The 18,825-nt window shown below is 65.3% G+C and carries 16 protein-coding genes; 5 read left to right on the top strand and 11 right to left on the bottom strand.

The window, feature by feature from the left end; genetic code table 11:
• Positions 1–69: 69 nt before the first annotated feature.
• From tadA to queE, 3 genes are read right to left on the bottom strand one after another with little or no spacing between them, the layout of a single operon-like run.
• A complete protein-coding gene (gene tadA / locus ACZ92H_RS15030; protein WP_131369048.1) occupies positions 70–597 on the bottom strand; it encodes a tRNA adenosine(34) deaminase TadA in 528 nt (175 codons plus the stop codon).
• Complete coding sequence (gene queD, locus ACZ92H_RS15025) at positions 590–1,036, bottom strand: 6-carboxytetrahydropterin synthase QueD (protein ID WP_065308536.1); 447 nt, start codon at positions 1,034–1,036, stop codon at positions 590–592. Before queD ends, tadA begins: the two co-directional genes overlap by 8 nt.
• A gap of 23 nt (positions 1,037–1,059) precedes the next feature.
• Entirely contained in the window at positions 1,060–1,695 is a 636-nt protein-coding gene (gene queE, locus ACZ92H_RS15020; protein WP_465049977.1) for a 7-carboxy-7-deazaguanine synthase, read from the bottom strand.
• 311 nt (positions 1,696–2,006) lie between these two features.
• Between queE and ACZ92H_RS15015 the strand changes: the two genes are divergently transcribed.
• The 4 genes from ACZ92H_RS15015 (at position 2,007) to ACZ92H_RS15000 (ending at position 9,545) form a co-directional block, all read left to right on the top strand.
• Entirely contained in the window at positions 2,007–2,909 is a 903-nt protein-coding gene (locus tag ACZ92H_RS15015) for a sensor histidine kinase (RefSeq protein ID WP_465049976.1), read from the top strand.
• A 45-nt stretch (positions 2,910–2,954) separates the two neighbouring features.
• Positions 2,955–3,986 carry a sensor domain-containing diguanylate cyclase gene (locus ACZ92H_RS15010; RefSeq protein ID WP_131369043.1) on the top strand — a complete coding sequence of 344 codons (1,032 nt, stop codon included), beginning with the start codon at positions 2,955–2,957 and terminating at the stop codon, positions 3,984–3,986.
• Positions 3,987–4,151: 165 nt separating this feature from the next.
• Positions 4,152–7,013: a M16 family metallopeptidase gene (locus ACZ92H_RS15005; protein WP_465049975.1), complete on the top strand. Its 2,862-nt coding sequence runs from the start codon at positions 4,152–4,154 to the stop codon at positions 7,011–7,013.
• 186 nt (positions 7,014–7,199) lie between these two features.
• Positions 7,200–9,545, top strand: coding sequence for a M28 family metallopeptidase (locus ACZ92H_RS15000; protein WP_465049974.1), 2,346 nt, complete (start codon positions 7,200–7,202; stop codon positions 9,543–9,545).
• Between the two features lie 141 nt (positions 9,546–9,686).
• Here ACZ92H_RS15000 and ACZ92H_RS14995 read toward each other — a convergent pair whose 3' ends face one another.
• Together ACZ92H_RS14995 and ACZ92H_RS14990 are read right to left on the bottom strand one after the other, a co-directional pair.
• Positions 9,687–9,941 carry a hypothetical protein gene (locus ACZ92H_RS14995; protein WP_465049973.1) on the bottom strand — a complete coding sequence of 85 codons (255 nt, stop codon included), beginning with the start codon at positions 9,939–9,941 and terminating at the stop codon, positions 9,687–9,689.
• A 21-nt stretch (positions 9,942–9,962) separates the two neighbouring features.
• Positions 9,963–10,748, bottom strand: a complete 786-nt coding sequence (locus ACZ92H_RS14990) for a DNA/RNA non-specific endonuclease (protein WP_131369036.1) — start codon at positions 10,746–10,748, stop codon at positions 9,963–9,965.
• Positions 10,749–10,954: 206 nt separating this feature from the next.
• Between ACZ92H_RS14990 and ACZ92H_RS14985 the strand changes: the two genes are divergently transcribed.
• Complete coding sequence (locus tag ACZ92H_RS14985; RefSeq protein ID WP_465049972.1) at positions 10,955–11,482, top strand: SRPBCC family protein; 528 nt, start codon at positions 10,955–10,957, stop codon at positions 11,480–11,482.
• Between the two features lie 75 nt (positions 11,483–11,557).
• Here the strand turns inward: ACZ92H_RS14985 and ACZ92H_RS14980 are convergent, their stop codons facing one another.
• From ACZ92H_RS14980 to ACZ92H_RS14955, 6 genes are all read right to left on the bottom strand, one after another.
• Positions 11,558–12,571 carry a response regulator gene (locus ACZ92H_RS14980; RefSeq protein WP_131369033.1) on the bottom strand — a complete coding sequence of 338 codons (1,014 nt, stop codon included), beginning with the start codon at positions 12,569–12,571 and terminating at the stop codon, positions 11,558–11,560.
• The gene (locus tag ACZ92H_RS14975; protein ID WP_131369032.1) at positions 12,564–13,661 is read right to left on the bottom strand and encodes a hybrid sensor histidine kinase/response regulator; all 1,098 of its coding nucleotides are present in this window, start codon (positions 13,659–13,661) and stop codon (positions 12,564–12,566) included. The genes ACZ92H_RS14980 and ACZ92H_RS14975 overlap by 8 nt, the downstream gene beginning before the upstream one ends.
• Position 13,662: 1 nt before the next feature.
• On the bottom strand, positions 13,663–15,006 hold the full coding sequence (locus tag ACZ92H_RS14970; protein ID WP_131369031.1) for a sensor histidine kinase: 1,344 nt from the start codon (positions 15,004–15,006) through the stop codon (positions 13,663–13,665).
• Complete coding sequence (locus tag ACZ92H_RS14965) at positions 15,006–16,400, bottom strand: class I SAM-dependent methyltransferase (RefSeq protein ID WP_465049971.1); 1,395 nt, start codon at positions 16,398–16,400, stop codon at positions 15,006–15,008. The genes ACZ92H_RS14970 and ACZ92H_RS14965 overlap by 1 nt, the downstream gene beginning before the upstream one ends.
• Before the next feature lie 289 nt (positions 16,401–16,689).
• A complete protein-coding gene (locus tag ACZ92H_RS14960; protein WP_131369029.1) occupies positions 16,690–17,715 on the bottom strand; it encodes an AraC family transcriptional regulator in 1,026 nt (341 codons plus the stop codon).
• Entirely contained in the window at positions 17,715–18,623 is a 909-nt protein-coding gene (locus ACZ92H_RS14955; protein WP_465049970.1) for a GGDEF domain-containing protein, read from the bottom strand. The genes ACZ92H_RS14960 and ACZ92H_RS14955 overlap by 1 nt, the downstream gene beginning before the upstream one ends.
• Positions 18,624–18,825: the final 202 nt, after the last annotated feature.

Here is an 18,825-nt window from a genome sequence, read left to right as displayed (position 1 = left end):
AGCCGGATGGGCTGGCATGTGGCAAGGCGCAGTGGCAAGGCCTCGCTGCCCTGCCCGCCTTGACTGACGTCAGGCAGACGGCTGGGCCAACTTGCGCGCTTCCGCCTGCGCGCGGCGGCGCTCGGCGAAGAAGCGCCGCAGGAAGGCGCCGCACTCGTCGGCCAGCACGCCGCCCGCGATGGCCGTCTGGTGATTCAGGGCCGGCTGCTCGAACAGGTTCAGCACGGAGCCGCAGGCGCCCGTCTTCGGGTCGCCCGCGCCATACACCACGCGGGCCAGGCGCGCATGCAGCATGGCGCCCGAGCACATCACGCACGGCTCCAGGGTCACGTACAGCTCGCAGCCGGGCAGCCGGTAGTTGCCCAGCTTTTCGGCGGCCGCGCGCAAGGCCATGACTTCCGCGTGCGCAGTGGGGTCGTGGCGGCCGATGGGCTGGTTGTAGCCCACGGCGATCACTTCGCCATCCTTGACGACGACGGCGCCCACGGGCACTTCGCCCAGGTCCCACGCGTGCCGGGCCTGTTCCAGGGCCAGCTGCATGTAGCGCGCGTCGTCCGCATTCACGGCTGGCGCGGCGCTGTCAGGCATGTCAGTCATCGGTCACTTCTGCCCAGCAGTTCGGCGTTTCGTGCAGCACCAGTTTATGCAGGTGCAAGCCCGTGCCGAAGTGGTCGGTAAACGCCGCCTTGAGGATCTCGAAGGCGATGCGCGCCAGGTTTTCCACCGTGGGAATGCGGTCGATGATGACGGTCTTGTGGTCAGGCAGGCTGGCCAGGAAGTCGCGCACGGCCGTGTCTTTCTCGTAGACGAGGAAGGCGTGGTCCCAGACATCGACCAGGTGCTGCTTGGCCAGGGTCTTGACGTCGGAAAAGTCCATGATCATGCCATTGTCGGAATTGCCTTCCGCTTCGATGACCTTGCCGACCAGCGTGATTTCCACCGTGTAGCGGTGGCCGTGCAGGTTGCGGCACTGGCTTTTATGGTCGGGAATGCGGTGGCCCGCGTCGAATTCGAGCTTGCGTGTGATAGTCAGCATATTGTTGTATTAATACTACCTAATTAAGGAATTTGCAGGAGTTTATGGGTTTGCAGACTCAGCTTCCACTTCGGGTTGCTTTTGCACGTCTCGATGGCCAGCCGCATGTTGTGCGCGGCCAGGGGGCCATCCATCGCCTGGACGAAGAAGTTCTCGAAATCGAGCCCTTCGTAGGCGGCCAGGTCTTGCTGGAACTGGGGTATCACCACCTTGATTTCATTACCTTTGTGCACGACCAGCGTGGAACCCATCTTCGGGCTGACGCAGATCCAGTCCACGCCCGGCGGCACGGGCAAGGTGCCATTGGTTTCGATGGCGATGGTAAAACCCACCGCGTGCATGGCATCGATCAGGGCCGCATCGAGCTGCAGCAGCGGTTCGCCGCCCGTAAATACCACGTACTTGCTGGCAGGATAGCTGGTGGGCCACAGGCTGTCGATCAGCGCGGCCAGCTCGGCCGGCGTCTTGAACTTGCCGCCCAGTTCGCCATCGGTGCCGACGAAATCCGTGTCGCAGAACTGGCACACGGCCGTCGATCGGTCGCTTTCGCGCCCCGTCCACAGATTGCAGCCGGAAAAGCGGCAAAACACGGCCGGACGGCCCGCGTGCGCGCCTTCACCCTGCAGGGTGTAAAAAATCTCTTTAATGCTATAAGTCACTGTATTTCCTAAGAGCTGGCTGGCGCCGCCGCGCAAGGCGGGCGCATGGACGCGCACGGCGCAATACACGAGGCCGGGGCCGCAAAGCCGATTGACAACCCTCTATTATATGCCGCCACGACATTTTTCGTGCAAATGCCGCGCCCGGCACAGCGACAGGCCGCACGGCGCGGCGAAAAGGCGGCCAGGAAGCCAACAACGGCACGCCTATCTGCGTAGTTTTTGCGTTTAGACAATATAAATAACCCCAAGCTAATATATTTTCTGTAAGAGCATTGCCTGTTGGAAAACATTCGGGAAGCGAGGAGATGATGCAACACAGCACACGCCTGCCGGTCCGCCTGGTCATTCTTGCCTGCCTGGCGGCGGGCGCCGGCCTGTCCCTGCATGCGGGCCAGGCCGGCGAACCGCTGGCGCTGGAAACCACGCCCCTGAACCTCATGACAGCCTGCGCCATTTTCCTCGGCGTGCTGGCCGCCCTGCTGCTGTGGCGCCAGCATCGCCTGGCCGTGCGCCTGCACCTGCAGGAGCAGGGGCGCGCAGGCGCGGAGCAACGCCGCATGGCCGGTGAGCAGCAAAAGGCGCGCCTGCAGGAACGCCTGCGCATCGGGCGCGACATCCACGACGACCTGGGCCAGCATTTGCTGACCCTGAAGATCGACCTGTCCATGCTGCAGACCAGCGCGTCCGGCACGGCGCCGCTGCTGGCACAGAAGCTGGCCCTGATTTCGCACAATGTGGACCTGAGCATCGCTGCCTTGCGCTGCGTCATCCACGACCTGCATCCGCCAGCCCTCGGGCACGGCTTGCGGGCCGCCTTCGACACCCTGCTGGCCGAGTTTTCCCGCAGCACGGGCATCGCCTGCGAGTGCGCCTGCGACGCTGCGCTGGCCGATGGCGCCGCCGGCATGCACGATGTGCTGCTGTACCACGCGCTGCAGGAAGCGCTGGCCAATATCGCCCGCCATGCGCAGGCCAGCCGCGTGCAAGTGGCGCTGCGCCGGCATGCGGCCACGCTCGAATTGTGCATCAGCGACAACGGCGCCGGCATGCCGGCCAGCACGCGCCTGGGCTGCGGCCTGTCCGGCATGCACGAACGCCTGGCCAGCGCCGGCGGCCGCCTGCACATCGACAGCCGCACTGGCGGCGGCACCACCTTGCAGCTGACCTTGCCGCTGGCGCCAGCGCCGGACGATACTGCCAGCCAGCATTGACGAATATTGCTCAATATCAACACTTACCGCCCGCCACGCTGCATCATGGCCATCGAGCCAGCCCCTTTCACGCCCTACAAGGACGCTTTCATGCCGGACAGCCACGCACACGCCAGCGCCTCACCCTATGGAGAAGCCCAGGGCTTCGCCGTCAAAATGATGGAATTGCTGGTCGTGCCGACCTTCGTGCTCGACGTGCACGGCAAGTTGATGATCTGGAACCGTGCTTGCGAGCAACTGACCGGCGTGCCCGCCGCCGAAGTACTGGGCACGCGCCAGCCTGGACGCTGCTTTTACACCGACCAGCGCGCCACGTTGGCCGACCTGCTGCTGGCCGGCCATGCCGGCGACGCGCGCGCCCTGCTGGAACAGCAACCGTACCGCGGCAGCACGGGCGACAATCTGTGCGCCGAAAACTGGTGCGACATGCCGCGCACGGGACGCCGGCGCTACCTGGCCGTCGATGCCAGTCCCATTTTCGGCAATAGCGGCGAACTGGTCGCCGTCGTCGAGACCCTGCGCGACATGACCGATGAAAAGCGCGCGCAAGTGGCGCTGGAACGCCTGGCCACGCGCGACGGCCTGACGGGCCTGGCGAACCGGCGCTGCTTCGACGACACCATCCACGCCGAGTGGCAGCGCGCCCAGCGCCAGCAGCAGCCCTTGTCGCTGCTGATGGTCGATGTCGACAACTTCAAGGAGTACAACGACAACCACGGCCACCAGGGCGGCGACCTGTGCCTGCGCAAGGTGGCTGGCGCCGTCGCCAGCGAAATGCGCACGAATGACCTGGTGGCCCGCTATGGCGGCGAAGAGTTTGCCGTGATCCTGCCGAACCAGTCGCTCAAGGGCGCGGCCATCGTGGCCGAACGCATCCGCCGGCGCGTGGAACGCCTGCAATTGCCGCGCAAGCGCGCCGACGGCGCCTGCGTCACCGTCAGCATCGGCGCCGCCACGGCCCTGCCCGGCGCGGGCACGGAACTGGGGCAGCTGATCCACACGGCCGACTGCGCCCTGTACCGCGCCAAGCACCTGGGCCGCAACCGCATCAGCCTGCCGGAAACGACGCTCACCTGATTCCCTGCCTGCCGCCACGCGGCGCCATGCCGCCTGCAGCACACCCGCCACCGCCCCATGGTGCCCGCGGCGCCCTGCCCCTATGCACGGCGGCGCGAATATTCTATGCTGTGGCGTTGCACTTTCCACATTCCAAAAAAAGAAGGAGCCTTCGTGTCAAGAATCATGCCCTTATTACCCGCGTTCGCCCTGGCCCTGTCGGCCATGGCCTCGTCCAACCTGGCCGCCGCGCCGCAAAAAACGCCAGCCGCCAGCAGCGCGGCCGCTGCCCAGGCCGACCTGCTGCCGTTCAAGGCCACGGAAAAAACCCTGGCCAACGGCTTGAAGATCATCATCGTGCCGACGGGTTTCCCGAATATCGTCTCGCTGCAGATCCCCGTGCAGACGGGCTCGCGCAATGAAGTCGAGCCGGGCAAGTCCGGCTTCGCGCATTTCTTCGAACATATGATGTTCCGTGGCACCAAGGCCTATCCGCCGGAAAAATACCAGTCCATCATCACCAAGGCCGGCGCGCGCCAGAACGCCTACACGAGCGACGACCTGACCAACTACCACACGACGTTTGCCAAGGATGACCTGGAAACCGTGCTGAAGGTGGAAGCGGACCGCTTCCAGCACCTGGACTATGCGGAAGACGCGTTCAAGACGGAATCGCGGGCCGTGCTGGGTGAATACAACAAGAACAGCGCCAACCCCGTCTCGAAACTGTTCGAGGTGATGCGCGACAGCGCCTACACGACGCATACCTACAAGCACACGACGATGGGCTTCATCCAGGACATCGAAGACATGCCGAACCAGTATGCGTATTCGAAGATCTTCTTCGACCGCTGGTACCGTCCCGAGCGCACCACCATCATCATCGCCGGCGACGTGGAGCCGCAAAAAGCCATCGCCCTGGTGGAAAAATACTGGAGCGCCTGGCAGCGCGGCAAGCAGCAGGCGGCCGTGCCCGTGGAACCGACCTCGCGCGGCCCCGTCTACAAGCACGTGGCCTGGCCCACGCCGACCCTGCCATGGGTGGCCGTCGGCTTCCATGCGCCCGCATTCTCCGTGAAGGACAAGGACCAGGCCGCTCTGGCGACCTTGCTGTCGCTGTCGTTCGGCCGCACCTCGCCGCTGTACAAGCGCCTGGTGCAGGACGAGCAGAAGGTCGACCAATTGTTCGACATGACGCCGGACCGCGTCGACCCGACCCTGGCCGTGATCGGCGCGCGCGTGAAAAACATCGACGACGCCGTCTACGTGCGCGATGCGATCCTGCGCACCGTGGCCCGGCTGCGCGACACGCCCGTCAGCGAGAAAGACCTGGCTGACGCCAAGTCGGCGGAAAAATACGGCTTGATCCGCACCCTGGACAACACGGAGCAGATCGCCGGCACCCTGGCTTCCTTCGTGCACTTCGACCGCTCCTACGCCACCATCAACCAGTACTACCGCCTGATCGACACGCTCACGCCGGCCGACCTGCAGGCGGCCGCGCGCAAGTACCTGACGGACGAAGGCCTGGTCGTCACCACCCTGTCGAACGCGCCGATGGCAGCGGCCATCGCCACCACGCCGACACTGGCCAGCCTGCTGCCGGCCGCCTCGACCGCGAAGTTCGACATGCTGGTGCAAAAGTCGGCGCTGCCGCAAATCCGCTACAAGCTGCTGTTTACGGCCGGTTCCGCGCAAGACCCGCAAGGCAAGGAAGGCCTGGCCGCGCTGACGGCGTCCATGGTCGCGTCGGGTGGCTCGTCCGAGCGCAAGATCGACGAAGTCAACCAGGCCCTGTTCCCGCTGGCCGGCAGCTTTTCCCAGCAGACGGACAAGGAAATGACGACGTTTACGGGTTCCATCCACAAGGATAACTGGAGCCAGTTCAACGCCATCGCCCTGCCCCTGCTGCTGTCGCCCGGTTTCCGCGAAGACGACTTCCGCCGCCTGAAGGATGCGCAGAAGAACGCGCTGCTGCTGGACCTGAAGGACAATAACGAAGAGGAATTCGCCAAGGAGCGCCTGCAAACCAACGTCTACGCGGGCACGCCGTACGGCCACCCCGTGCTGGGCACGGTGGCCGGCATCGACGCCATCACCCTGGACGACGTGAAACAGTTCTGGAAAACGGCGTATGCGCAAGGCGCCGTCAAGGTGGGGATCTCCGGCGACGTGTCGGACGCCATGACGGCGTCGCTGACGCAGGCGCTGGGCAAGCTGCCAGCCGGACCCGGCCTGCCGGCCACGGCAAAACCCGTGGGCCGCAAGGCGAACGGGCTGGAAGTGGAAATCATCGAGAAAAACACGCGCGCCACGGCCATCTCGTTCGGCCTGCCGCTGGACGTGACGCGCACGCACCCGGACTTCCCCGCCCTGTGGCTGGCAAAGACGTGGCTGGGCGAGCACCGCGCCTCGAATTCCTACCTGTACCAGCGCATCCGCGAGATCCGCGGCATGAACTATGGCGATTACGCGTATATCGAAGCCTTCCCACGCGGCATGTACCAGTTCTTCCCGGACCCGAACCTGGGCCGCAAGGCGCAGCTGTTCGAGATCTGGATCCGCCCCGTGGCGCCGGACAATGCGCACTTCGCCCTGCGCGTGGCCCTGACGGAACTGGGCAAGCTGGTCGACAACGGCCTGACGCAGGAAGACTTCGCCACCACGCGCGACTACCTGATGAAGAATGTCTTCGTCATGACCTCGACGCAAAACCAGCAGCTGGGCTACGCGCTCGATTCGCAATGGTACGGCACGCCCGAGTTCACCAAGCTGATGCGTGACGGCCTGGCCAAGCTGACGGTACAAGACGTCAACCGCGCCATCGGCCAGCACTTGTCGGCGAAGAACCTGTCCGTGGTGATCGTCGCCAAGGACGGGGCCGGCTTGAAGGATAAGCTGGTCAGCGACGCGTTTTCTCCCATCAAGTACGACGGCAACAAGCCGCAAGCCTTGCTCGACGAAGACAAGGTCATCGGCGCGATGAAGCTGGGCATCCCCGCATCGGCGGTGACGGTCACGCCGGCGGCGCAGGCGTTCGCCAAATAAGCCCCATGCCGCACCAACCTCATCCGATGCAAACAGTCGGATGAGGTTTCCCGGCACACTCAACACGCTCTTCCACGCCTTCAGGCCGCAAATCCCGGCCTTGGTCGGAAAATAGCATCATGACAAGCTGGTTATCCGCATACTGTTTTTCACTCCAGCCGGGAGAAAAACACGACAAGGACAACCATGCAGCCGTTGCGCCCCCTCTCGCTTCCCCCCCTCATTTACGCCAGCTGCCTGCTCGCCGCCGCGCTGCCCGGCACCCTGTATGCCCAGGCGCACGCGCTTGCCGGCCACTGGCGTTTCCAGACGGCGACCGGCAGCACGACGAATAACGGCGTAACGGCCGACCTGATCGACACGGGCATGCTCGACATCCGCGCGGACGGCGGCCGCCTGACGGCAAGCATCGCCTGGCTCGACGAGCAAGGCCAGCTCACGTCGCCGCGCCAGGTGCAGGGCACGCCAGTCCCTGGCGGCGCCGTGTTCCGCCACGCCGGCCAGCGCGTCAGCACGGGCCGCAACGGCAAGGAGACCAGCACCGACGTGACGATACGCTGGACCCTGCAGGCGCACGGCGACGCGCTGAGCGGCACGCGCCTGGTCGAGACGGACGAGAACGAACCCAAGCCGGTCACCGGCACGCGCCTCCAGGCGCCGTATATGCCGCCTGCGCTGTCGCCCGCCGCAGCGCACAGCGAGGCCGCGCGCGGCCCTTCCACGCCGGCCGAGCGCGCCCGCGTCGTGCAGATGGCGCTGGATGCGCAGCAGGACCCGTTGGGCGTGTCGCGGCGCGACGGCGCCTGGCTCGCGGCATGGATAGCGGCCGTTCCCGACCTCACGCTGGCGGCCAGTCCGCTGGAAAGCTGGCTCGATCTCGCGCCCGCCGCCGCGATGCGCGAGGCGGCCGGCTTCCAGTACCTGGCCAGCGTGATGGCCTTGCAGATCCGGCAGCCGCACCTGGCCAGCGACCGGCCGGCCAGCGACTTGGCGGGGATGGAAGGCGTGCTGCGCGCCTACGAGACGCTGGTGCGCCAGGATGCGCGCTACCGCTCCGCCAAGCTGGACCTGGCACTGGCGGCACGCCAGCAAGGACGCCTGCCCGCCTTCCTGTCCGCCCTGTCCGGCAGGGATGTCTCGCTGGCCGGCACGCCGTCGCCGTCGCCCGACGCCACGGCACGGCGTATCGTGGCGCTGGGAACCGGCGAGCCGCGCGTCATGGACTGGCTCGATATCCTGAGCAACCGCTTCGGCGGCCGCATGGCCGGCAGCGACGCCTACACGCATGCCTCGCAGTGGGCGCACATGCAACTGCGGCAATGGGGCGTGCAGGCCGAACTGGAAGAAGCGGGCCAGATGCCGCTGGGCTTCAATCGCGGCCCCTGGGCGGCGCGCATGCTCACGCCCGTCGCGCAGCCCTTGCGCATGGCGACGCCGGCCTACACGGCAGGCACCCGCGGCGTGCAGCAGGGCCTGGCCATGGTGGGACCGGCCACCCTGGAAGAGGCGCAGGCGCGCGCCGGGCAGTTCAAGGATAAATGGGTATTGATCGGCGGCGACAGCGGCGGCACCGGCCGCGACGGAGAATTCCTACACCAACCGAAGGCCATCACCCGGCTGCTGCTGGCGGCAGGCGCCCTGGGCACCGTGCAATCCGGCGAAGAGCCCCTGTACTGCGCTTCCGCCGCGCCCACCACCTGGGAAACCCTGCCGGCCCTGCCGGACATCAAGCTGGCCGCGCCCCAGTATGCCGATATCCGCCAGCGCCTCGTCCGTGGCGAAGCCGTCACCCTCGAGTTTGACATCCGCAACTGGTTTTATCCCGGCCCCGTGACGTACCACAACGTCGTGGCACGAATTCCCGGCACGGACAAGCCGGAGGAAATCGTGCTGATCGGCGCTCACCTGGACAGCTACGATGGCGGCACGGGCGCCGCCGACAATGGCGCCGGCGTGGCCAGCATGATGGAAGCGATGCGCCTGCTGGCCAGGTCCGGCGCGCGGCCTCGCCGCACCATCATGATGGTGGCCTTCGGCGCGGAGGAACTGGGCAGGAAGGGAGCGTTCGCCTTTGCCGAACGGCATGCGGGCGAGTTGCAGAACATCGTCATGATGCTCAACCGCGATGGCCGGCCCGGTGCCATCAGCGGCATCACGGTTCCCTCGGCCTGGAAGAGCATTTTCCAGCGCGTGGAGCTAGACCTGGACGGCATCCATCCCGTGTTCGGCTACGCCGCGACGCTCGACGATGCGCCACGCGATGCGGGCAAGGCGATGCGCGCAGGCACCGGCAGCGATGACGCCGTGTTTGCGGTGAACGGCGTGCCCGCGCCGCGCTTCACCATGCTGGGCGATTTCGACTATGCGCGCGTGCACCACACCGTGCTCGACACCTATGACAGCGTGCTGCCGTTCCGCACGGCGCAGCAGTTTTCGGCCATCGCCATCGCCCTGACCGCGTATGAGGTGGCAAATGCGCCGGAAGCGATCAGCCGCAATGGCTACTACCGCCCCGCCAAGGCGGCGCCATAGCAGCGGGCGGCGGCCTCGCGGCGCCTGACAAGCCCCTGGCTGGCGCAACGATACTGTGCCTGCGCGGCGCCGCTGTACGCAGGCACCGCGCGCATCGCAGGCCGCGCTTGCCGGCGCGCCGCAGGCGTCGACAGGGGGGGCTTACTCGAAGGGATTGGCCACCGACGTCACCTCGGGCGGCGGCAGCTGGTCCGGCAACGCCTGTTTTTCCAGCTGCGCCACCACGTCGGCGAGCAGCGTGTGCAGCTGCTTTGCCAGCGCCAGGCCCGGCTTATCGAGAGTCAGGTCGATGTCGCCGCTGAGACTGACGCGGTCGATGCGGTTTTCAATGCTCAGATTGCCAATTTCCAGCACATCGCTTTCATTGGCGTAGGGAACGAATTTCTTTGCGCACATAAGGCTTCCTCTTCAGACGGATTATTTTTTGGACTTGCTATTTACCTTCGGCAAACTCAGCATGCGCAGCTTCTGCTGCCGCGTCAGCGACGGTAACAGATCGATGCCTATCCTGTCTTCCAGTTGCGCAATGCTCAGCACCTCGTACGCCTTGGTATCGGTGTTCTCGATGAAATAGGCGGCGCCGGCGCGCTGGCGCGGGCTGTACACGGCCTTGTACAAATGGCTGGGCACGATGACCCGTCCCACCTTGCGCAGGTTGCCGCCGATGAAGGCCGGCCCCGTGATCACGTACAGGTCGCCTTCCTTTTTGGCCATCTTGCGCACGGCGCCTTCGATGCCGGCCCACACATAGCGGTTGTTGCGCGCATCTTGCGGCACCATGTTGGCCAGGGTAAAGCTGTCGCGCTGGCTCTGGCGGTCCGGCATGTCGCCGTTCGGCGCCATGTGGCCACGGTCGAAGCCGCTGCGCGCATAGTCGGCCAGTTCCGCCCGCTGGGCGGCGGGCAGCTTGCGTTCGGCATGGAAGGAGTTTTCGCGCGACAGGTCCTGCGCCGCTTCCAGGTTGCTCGCCTTTAAATGCTCTGCCGACCACAGCGGCGTGCGGGTGATCCCCGAGTGCATCACGCCGAACACGTTGTAGCACAGTTCCCTGGTCGCCACGTCCAGCTTGGGATTGGTGATTTCCGGCTTGCGGCCATCGACATAATGGGAAGGACAGGCATCGGCATGCGCCAGGTTCGCGGCAAAGGCGGTGGCCAGCACGCCGCACGCCAGGGTCAGCCTGGCGATCGATCGTTGAATCATATTTCCCTAATTGAAATCTTTGCAGGCCAGCATTCTAGCGGAGGAAGCTGCCCCGCGACAAACCTGCCGTGCGCCGGTGCGCCAGGCTGCAAGCGGCCCGGCAACGCGCCGGCGCAAATAAAGGCCAGGGGCTCGCGCACAGCCATTCATATCTGCTAAGATTGCCTTGATTCGTTCGCATCGACCATTCAAGATTTGGAGAGCATATGATCAAAAAAACCCTGCTGCTGATCGTTGTCGTCGTCGCCGCCATCCTCGGCTATGCCACCACCAAGCCCGACACGTTCAGTGTCCAGCGCGAAATCACCATCAACGCGCCGCCCGAGAAAATCGCCCACCTGATCACGGACTTCCACTATTGGGCCGCCTGGTCGCCGTGGGAAAAACTCGATCCCGCCATGCGCCGCACGTTTACCGGCCCCACCAGCGGCGTGGGCGCGCAATATGCGTGGCAGGGCAACGACAAGGTCGGCGCCGGCAGCATGGAAATCACCGAGGCTGCCCAGCCCGAACGCACCGTCATCAAGCTCGATTTCCTGAAACCGTTCGAGAGCCACAACACCACCACCTTTACCATGGCGCCCGAAGGCGCCGGCACCAAGGTCAACTGGACCATGACGGGCCCCAGCCCTTATGTCAGCAAGGTCATGACCGTCTTCGTCAGCATGGACCGGATGATCGGCAAGGACTTCGAAAAGGGCTTGAACAGCCTGAAAGCGGCGGCCGAGCGCTAGACTGGCGCCACCGTCACGGCAACAGGGCCCGCGCGGCCCTGTTTTGCATTGCGCCGTCCGCCCGGGCCGCCAGCGTCAGAACTGCTCGATCCAGGCCGCCAGGTGGTCGGGCGTGAGGGCCGGTTCGGCCTGCGCCAGCTTGCCCTGCAAGCCCTGCTCGCCCTTGCTCAGCTGCAGGGACCAGCCGCGCCGCGCCAGCCACAGCAAGCTGGCCAGCCAGAACGCGTGGATGGACGAAACGGGCGTCGTGGTCGGCGTTTCCAAAAATTCCGTCAGCAGGCGTCCGTCGAGGAACAGCGCCGTGCCGCCCTGGTTTTGCAGCGCCGCGCCAAACGCGGGCAGCAGCATGTCGACCGCCTGCTCCACGCCGCGCCCCGGATGCTCGCGTTCCAGCGTCTCGAGCTGCAGGCGCACGGCGGCGCCAAAGGCCGTGCTGCGGAACGCTTCCGAGCTGACCAGGTCGGCATAATCCATCAGCAGCCAGTCCGGTTCGGGCGGCGTGACGCCGGCCGTCAGCGCCGCCGACAGGTACGCTTCCACGGGCAATTGCTGTTCCGGCCCCGCCAGGCTGGCGCACAGGGCGTACAGGGCGCCGATGCGGTTGGCGATGGCTTGCCGCTGGCGCACCATCAGCTTTTCGCGCAGCAATTGCGCATGCTCATTGCGCAGCCGCGCCAGTTCCAGCGCCTGTTTCAATTCCATGCGCAGGGCCGCGATATCCCATGGCTTCTGGATGTAGCGGTGAATCTGTCCCTGGTTGACGGCTTCCACCGTGTGCTCCAGTTCGGAATACGCTGTGGTCAGAATGCGCACGATGTGCGGATGGCGATCCCATGCGTACGACAGCAATTCATTGCCATACGCGCCAGGCATGCGCTGGTCGGACACCAGCACGGCGATGCGGTCCGCGTGTTCGTCGAGAATGCGCTTGCCCTCCTCGACCGAGGTGGCCGTCAGCACGTCGGCCAGCGGCGCGATGGCGCGCTGGAAGTATTTGAGGGCGTTGGCCTCGTCATCGACATAGAGTATCGTCGGCAAGCCTTGCGCCGACTCACGCTGAGCCGGTAAACGCAGATTGGCGTCAATCATGCTCGTTCCTTATATGTACTGGAAAATTCAGGGTTACCGTGGTGGAACTGCCAAATTCGGTGGCGATGTCGAGGTTGCCGCCGAACGATTGCATCATGCGGTGGCAAAATACCATGCCCCAGCCCTTGCCTTCCTCGCTGCCGGCACTGACGGGGTCGATCAACAGCTGCTCGACAATTTCGGGGGCGATGCCGGCGCCATTGTCGCGCACCTGGATGCGGCCGGCACCGATGCGGATGCGGATCGCCGGCCGCGCCTGCCCTTCGACCGAGCGCAAGGCATTGCTCAGCACGGACGAGAGGATCAGCGCCACGCAATTGGGCGACTCGGCGATGGCGAAATCCTCGCCATCGCCGAGCGTGATGGCGGCGCGCTGCTCCGCGCTCAAGGGATAGCTGTCGAGCAGGGTGGCCAGCAGCTGGCGCGCGGAGCCGGCGCCGCGGCCGCCCTGCATGCCGGGCCCGGCACTGGCCAGGCGCACCGTATCGACGAAGCTGGCCAGTACGGACAGGCAATAGCGGGCATTGTCGTGCATCAGGGCGGCCGCTTCGCCAATCTCGGCCTGCGGCGTGCCCGCCGCCTGCGCGCGCCGTTCGATGCCGCGCGCGAAGTTGGCAATGGCCGCCAGCGGCGTATTCAATTCATGCGCCAGGAAAGCCAGCGACTCTTCCATCGCCACCAGGCCCTGGCGCCGCGCGGCCCGTTCGCGGCCCGTCTGCACGGCCAGCTGCAGCGCCGTCTGCATGGCGGCCATGTCGAGCGGCTTTTCCAGCAGGCGGAACAGGGTGCCGCCATTGATCAGTTCGAGCAGCACGTCCTTGTCCGCATACGCGGTGACCAGCATGCAGACGATGTGCGGGTAGCGCTGCGCCACTTCCTGCAGCAGCTCGCTGCCCAGGCGGTCCGGCATGCGGTAATCGGTGACGAGCACGTCGATATGGGCGCCGTCCTCGTCCAGCAAGGCCAGCGCCGCATCGACGCTCAGCGCCGTCAGCACGCGGTAGTGCGTGCTGTAGGCCCGCTCGAAATACTTGCAGGCGAGCGCCTCGTCGTCCACGTAGAGCACGCTGGCGCGGCTATCGTTCTCCATGCTAGCGGCCCTCCCAGTCGGAGCGCTGCAAGTCGAAGTTCATGCTGGCCCACTCGCCCAGCACGCTTTCGGCGCTGAGGGTGCCGCCGTGGCGCTCGATCACGCCATAGCTGATGCTCAGGCCCAGGCCCAGGCCCTGCCCCACCTCGCGCGTGGTGAAGAACGGTTCGAAGACGCGCGCCAGGTTTTCCGGCGCGATGCCGGGGCCGTTGTCGCGCACGCTGATGCGCAGGCGGTCCTCATCCCAGTGGGCCGTGATGCGGATCTCGAACGGTTGCGCATTGCCCTTGCGCATGGACAGCACGGCATTGCCCAGCAAATTGATCAGCACGCCCACGATGGCCGCCTCGTCGCCGCGCACCAGGGTGTCGATCGGCAAGTCGTGGCTGATGCTGACATTCTTCGTTTCATGCCCGACCAGGCGGATGGCCGCGTCGAGCGCGCTGCGGAACTGGAAGTGGCCCGTTTCCAGCTGGTTGCCGCTCTTGCGGTAGGCAAAGGTCTTCAGGTCCGAGACGATGTGCTGCACGCGCAGCATGCCCTGCTTGGCGTCGGCCAGGCATTCGCTGACCAGCGAACTCTGCTTGGCGGCCGGGTCTTCGATGGCCACCTCGATGGCCATCATGCAGAAATTCACGGGATTGTTCACTTCATGCAGCATGCCGGCCGCCAGGGTGCCGAGCGCGGCCATCTTTTCCTGCTGCAGCATCTGTCCCTTGATATCGGCCAGGCTTTTATTCGTTTCTTCCAGCTGCGTATTTTTCAGCGCCACTTCCGCCTTCAGCTGGAACAGCATGAAACGGGCACGCTCGTTGAAATAGGTAAACACGGCGCTGATGCTGGCCGACATGATGAGGAACAGGCAGTTGACGACAAACGTGCCCGGCAAGTCGAAGCCGCCCGCATGCCAGACACAGGCGCCGATATACAGCAGGCAGGAAATGGCGCCGAAGACCATGTTTTGCCACAGGCCGAACGCCAGCACGATGCCCGAGGAATAAATGGCCAGGGTCATGCCCACGTAATAGATCGAGGTGGCCCCTTCCGTGACGGCGATCATCCAGGCGATCATGATCTGCGGCAGGATCAGCCAGACGAAGGTCAGGCCCTGGATGCGGTCCTGCGCCCAGCGCGTGCGCATGGCCAGCACGACGATAAAGATCAGCACGGAGACCAGCACGCGCGCGCTGGTAAACGCCGACTGCATGTCCGGGTACAGGGCCGAATCGAGGCCCATGCCCAGCAGGATCAGGACGATGCCCGTGTAGGCTCCGCCGCGGCTGAATTCCAGGCGGAAATCACGCAAAACGGCCGAGTAGCCGGCCTGCAGGCCCGGGTTATCCATCAAGGGATGCTCACTTCCGCAAATACATTCACGCCGGTGGCGTCGACATAGATATGGTGTCCGGTCGCATGCTCGGGCAGCAAGGCTGACAAGGTGGCTTCATTGCGATAGATCAAATGCCATTCCAGCAAATGCTCCATGCCGAACTTGCCCGGATTGTCGGCATGCACATTCGTCACCAGCAGGCGCCCGCCCGGCCCCACGCGCGAGGCGAAGTGCAGCAGCAGGCGCGCGCACACCTTGTCGGACAGGTAGTCGAACAGGCCGGCGCAATACACGGCGTCAAAACTGCCGGGCAAGCCCGTCGCGCCCGAGCCATGCCGGCGCTTGAGCAGGTTGTGCACGGAGTCGTGCACATAATCGATCTCCACGGCGCGCCCCGTGCGCTGCATGATGGTGGTCAGGCGCGCGCGCGTCCAGTCCAGGGTTTCGCTGCTGAAGTCGACCAGCTCGAACGCCAGCCACTGCGCGTCCGCGCAGGTTTCCAGGAAGCGCTGCACTTCGATGGCCGGGCCGCAGCCCACGTTGAGCACTTTGTACACGCGCCCCGCCGCGCGCGCCGCGGCCGCCTTCTGCGCCAGAAATTCCGTCAGGATATCGATGCGGTTGCGGTGCGCCGTGGCGACGGCCGCCTGCAGGAACGCCGCATTGACGATCTGAAAGTAGGTGCTGGGGCCCTGGCGCGGATCGTCGAGCAGCTGGTTGACCATCTGGTAGTCGCCCGCATAGCCCAGCGGCTTGGTAAATGTGCGGAAGACGAAGGGCGCGCGCAGGATCAGGGGGTGCAGCGCCGCCTGCGCGAACGCGCGGTGGGCCGGCGCCCGCTCTTCCTCGACGAGGGAGGCTTCCACTTCCAGCTGGCGCAAGTACAGCTGGGTTTGCTCCATCAGGGGCAAGGCCAGCTCATCGAAAATGTCGGCGCGCAGGCGGCCGTTTTCTTTCGGCAGCGAGTCGGACATGTCGACCTGCTCGACCCAGCGCGCCACTTCCGACAGGAAGGCGCGCATTTCATTGACGACGATCTGGTAGTCGCGGCGGATGCGGAAGCGCTCGCCCCAGCCCGCCACAAAGGCGCTGGACTCTTTCGCCACGGCGCCCTTGACCACCACCACGTCGCTCAATTCGCGCCACTCGTCGATCAGGGTGACGGAAACGATGGCCGTCAGCCCCGTGTTGACGCTGCTGATGACGACAGCCTTGCCGACGTAGGCGTTTTTCGCCCCCATGCGCACCGTCAGCTCGTTGAGCACCTCGCTGACCTGCACAATCGAGTAGGGATTGTAGATTTCCATCACCAGCGAATTACGCTGCAAGTTGAAAATCGTGCCGCGCACCGCCTCACCCTGGGTGTTGCGGAAACTGACGACTGGATCGATTTGCGATTGTGAATACACGATTGAGCATTATCAAGTGCCCGGTTTCCGGCGCGCCAATTGCTTGGGGGCGCCAGTCGCCAGACTGGGTTAAGGCAAGGCAAACCGGTCGTTTGCCGCCGGCCCGCCATCGATATGGGGCGCTGCGGCGTCGTGTGACGCCACGCTTGCCGGACCGCCTCAAAGCGCGTCTGTTCGCTCTCTCATCGAGTGTACTATGGATGTAGCAGAACGGGCAATTGTTCCCTCTGGAACGACTTGCTGTGGCGCTGGCGCGCAACGCTGCCCGGCGGCTGGCAGGAAAATGCCTTCAGCCGGCCACGAACAGCGCCAGCGCATGGCGCAGCAACTGCGGCGTTTGCCCCGTCCAGCGCTTGAACGAGCGGCGAAAGTTGGTGGCATCATGAAAGCCGAGATACGCGGCGACCGCGTCATTGTCATAGCCGCGGGCCTGGAACAGGTAGATCGCCTTGTGCGCGCGCACCTGGTCCAGCTCGGCCTGGAAATGCGTGCCATGGCGCGCCAGGTGGCGCTTCAGGGTGGCGGGACTGACGCCGAAGTCCTGCGCCGTGCGCTCCAGGGTGGGCGCGCAGCGGATGTTGGCCAGCAGATAGTCGTACAGCGCGCCAAGCAGGCTGGCGGCAGGCACTGGCGCCGCTGCCGCCGCCCGCAGGGCCAGCGCGGCCGCCGTGGCATTGCCGCGTGGCCAGGGTTTATCCAGCCAGCTGGAGTCGATCAGCATGGCATCGACCTGGCAGTCGAAGCGCAAGGCGTGGCCCAGGTGGACTTCATGCTGCTCCACGTGGCGGGGCCGCGCGCGGTTGAAACAGAAGCGCCACGGCAAGGCGACGCCGGCCAGCCAGCGGCACATGGCAGCCAGCGCCGTCATGTGCATCTCGACCAGGAAGGGCAACTGGCTGGGCGCGCCGAACGCATCGACCCAGTACAGCACGTGCATGTCGCCCGCCTCGCGCAAACGGGGCTGCAGCAGCGGACACAGCAAGGTATGGAAGTCGCACAGGATGGCCAGCGCCTGGCGCAAATTCTGCGCCTGCAGCAAGGCATGGCTGACGGCGCCGTAATGGCCGGGCAGCATTTGCTGGCCCAGCATGAAGCTGGTGTCGGCGCTGTCCAGGCCGCGCGCCACATTGGCCAGCAATTGCAGGTATTGCGCGGCGCTGACCTGGCTTTCCTCGGACGGCAGTGCGCCATCGTCGAGACCCGTGCCCTTGAGCAGCGGTGCCGTCGCCAGTTCGCGGCTGCGCGCATAGTCGAGCACCAGCGCCGGCTGGTGCCGCGCCGCGATGCCGGGGTCGCCTTGCTGGTTCAGCTGCATCAGGCGGGCGCGGCGGCGCGGGGAGCCGGCCCGGCGCCGCGGCCGGGCGCTTCCACCGCCCGGCTCAGTTCGGCCAGCACCACTTCCGGCACGCCATCGGTCAGCGCACAGGCATGGCGCAGGCTCAGGCGGATGGCGCGGTTATCGTTCGTGTGATGCCGCATCTGCCCCACCATGGCGCACAGGTGGCGCGCATTCGCCGCCGCGTCTTCGCGCGACACGCCCGGCATCAGCACGGCAAAGCGGTCGCCCGCATAGCGGCACAGCAAGTCGTCATTGCGCAAGTTCAGCAGCAGCATATGGCCCACGGCCTGCAGCACGCGGTCGCCTTCGCGGTGGCCGTGCTCGCGGTTGATCAAATGAAAGCTGTCGATGTCGAGCAAGACCAGCGCGCAATCGAGGCCGGGGCGGCGTTCCTGCTCCAGGCGCATCTGCGTGCGCAGATAGCTGGCGTCGGCCAGCTGCGTGATGCGGTCGAACGCGCGGTGGTCGCGGAACAGGCGCTCGCGCTTTTGCAGGTGCTCGTTCAGGCGGAATTGTTCCTGGCGCCAATAGTACATGCCGATGGTCAGCACCAGCATGCCGAAGGGGATCAGCGCTTCGAGCCAGTTGTCCCACACTTCGCGCTTGTCGATGGCAAAGAATTCGTCCAGGCAATCAGCCCAGGACCCCAGCATGATGGCGCACAGGCCGCCGGCGATCAAGCTCGTCACCAGCCCGCGGGGCCGGCTGCTCAAGGTAAACAGGAACCACACGCCAGCCATGATGGCCGTGCCGCCTTCGCAGACGATGTCCATCCACTTCCAGATGGCAAACGGTTTCGGCTGTCCGAGGGTGGCATACAGGACAAAGAACAGGGGCAAGGCCAGCGCGGCGGCGATCAGGCTGTTACGGTGCAATGGCAGCATGTGGGGAAACCTTTAAAAGTGGTGCTGCCGCCACGATAGCGCCCGCCCATGACGCCACGATGACACGCCGCGCAGCCGTGCGACAGGTGCAAACGGCTCATCAACGCCTGCGCCGCTGATGCAAATACGGCAAGCCATTGTCGCTGCGCCCTGCGGCGGCAGGTCATTTCAGCTCACCATGGTTCATTTCCGCCTGGAAAGC

The sequence above is a fragment of the Janthinobacterium foliorum genome, from assembly GCF_978021625.1.
The sequence above is the reverse complement of the archived record's forward strand: the minus strand, read 5'-3'. Positions and strand labels throughout refer to the sequence as shown.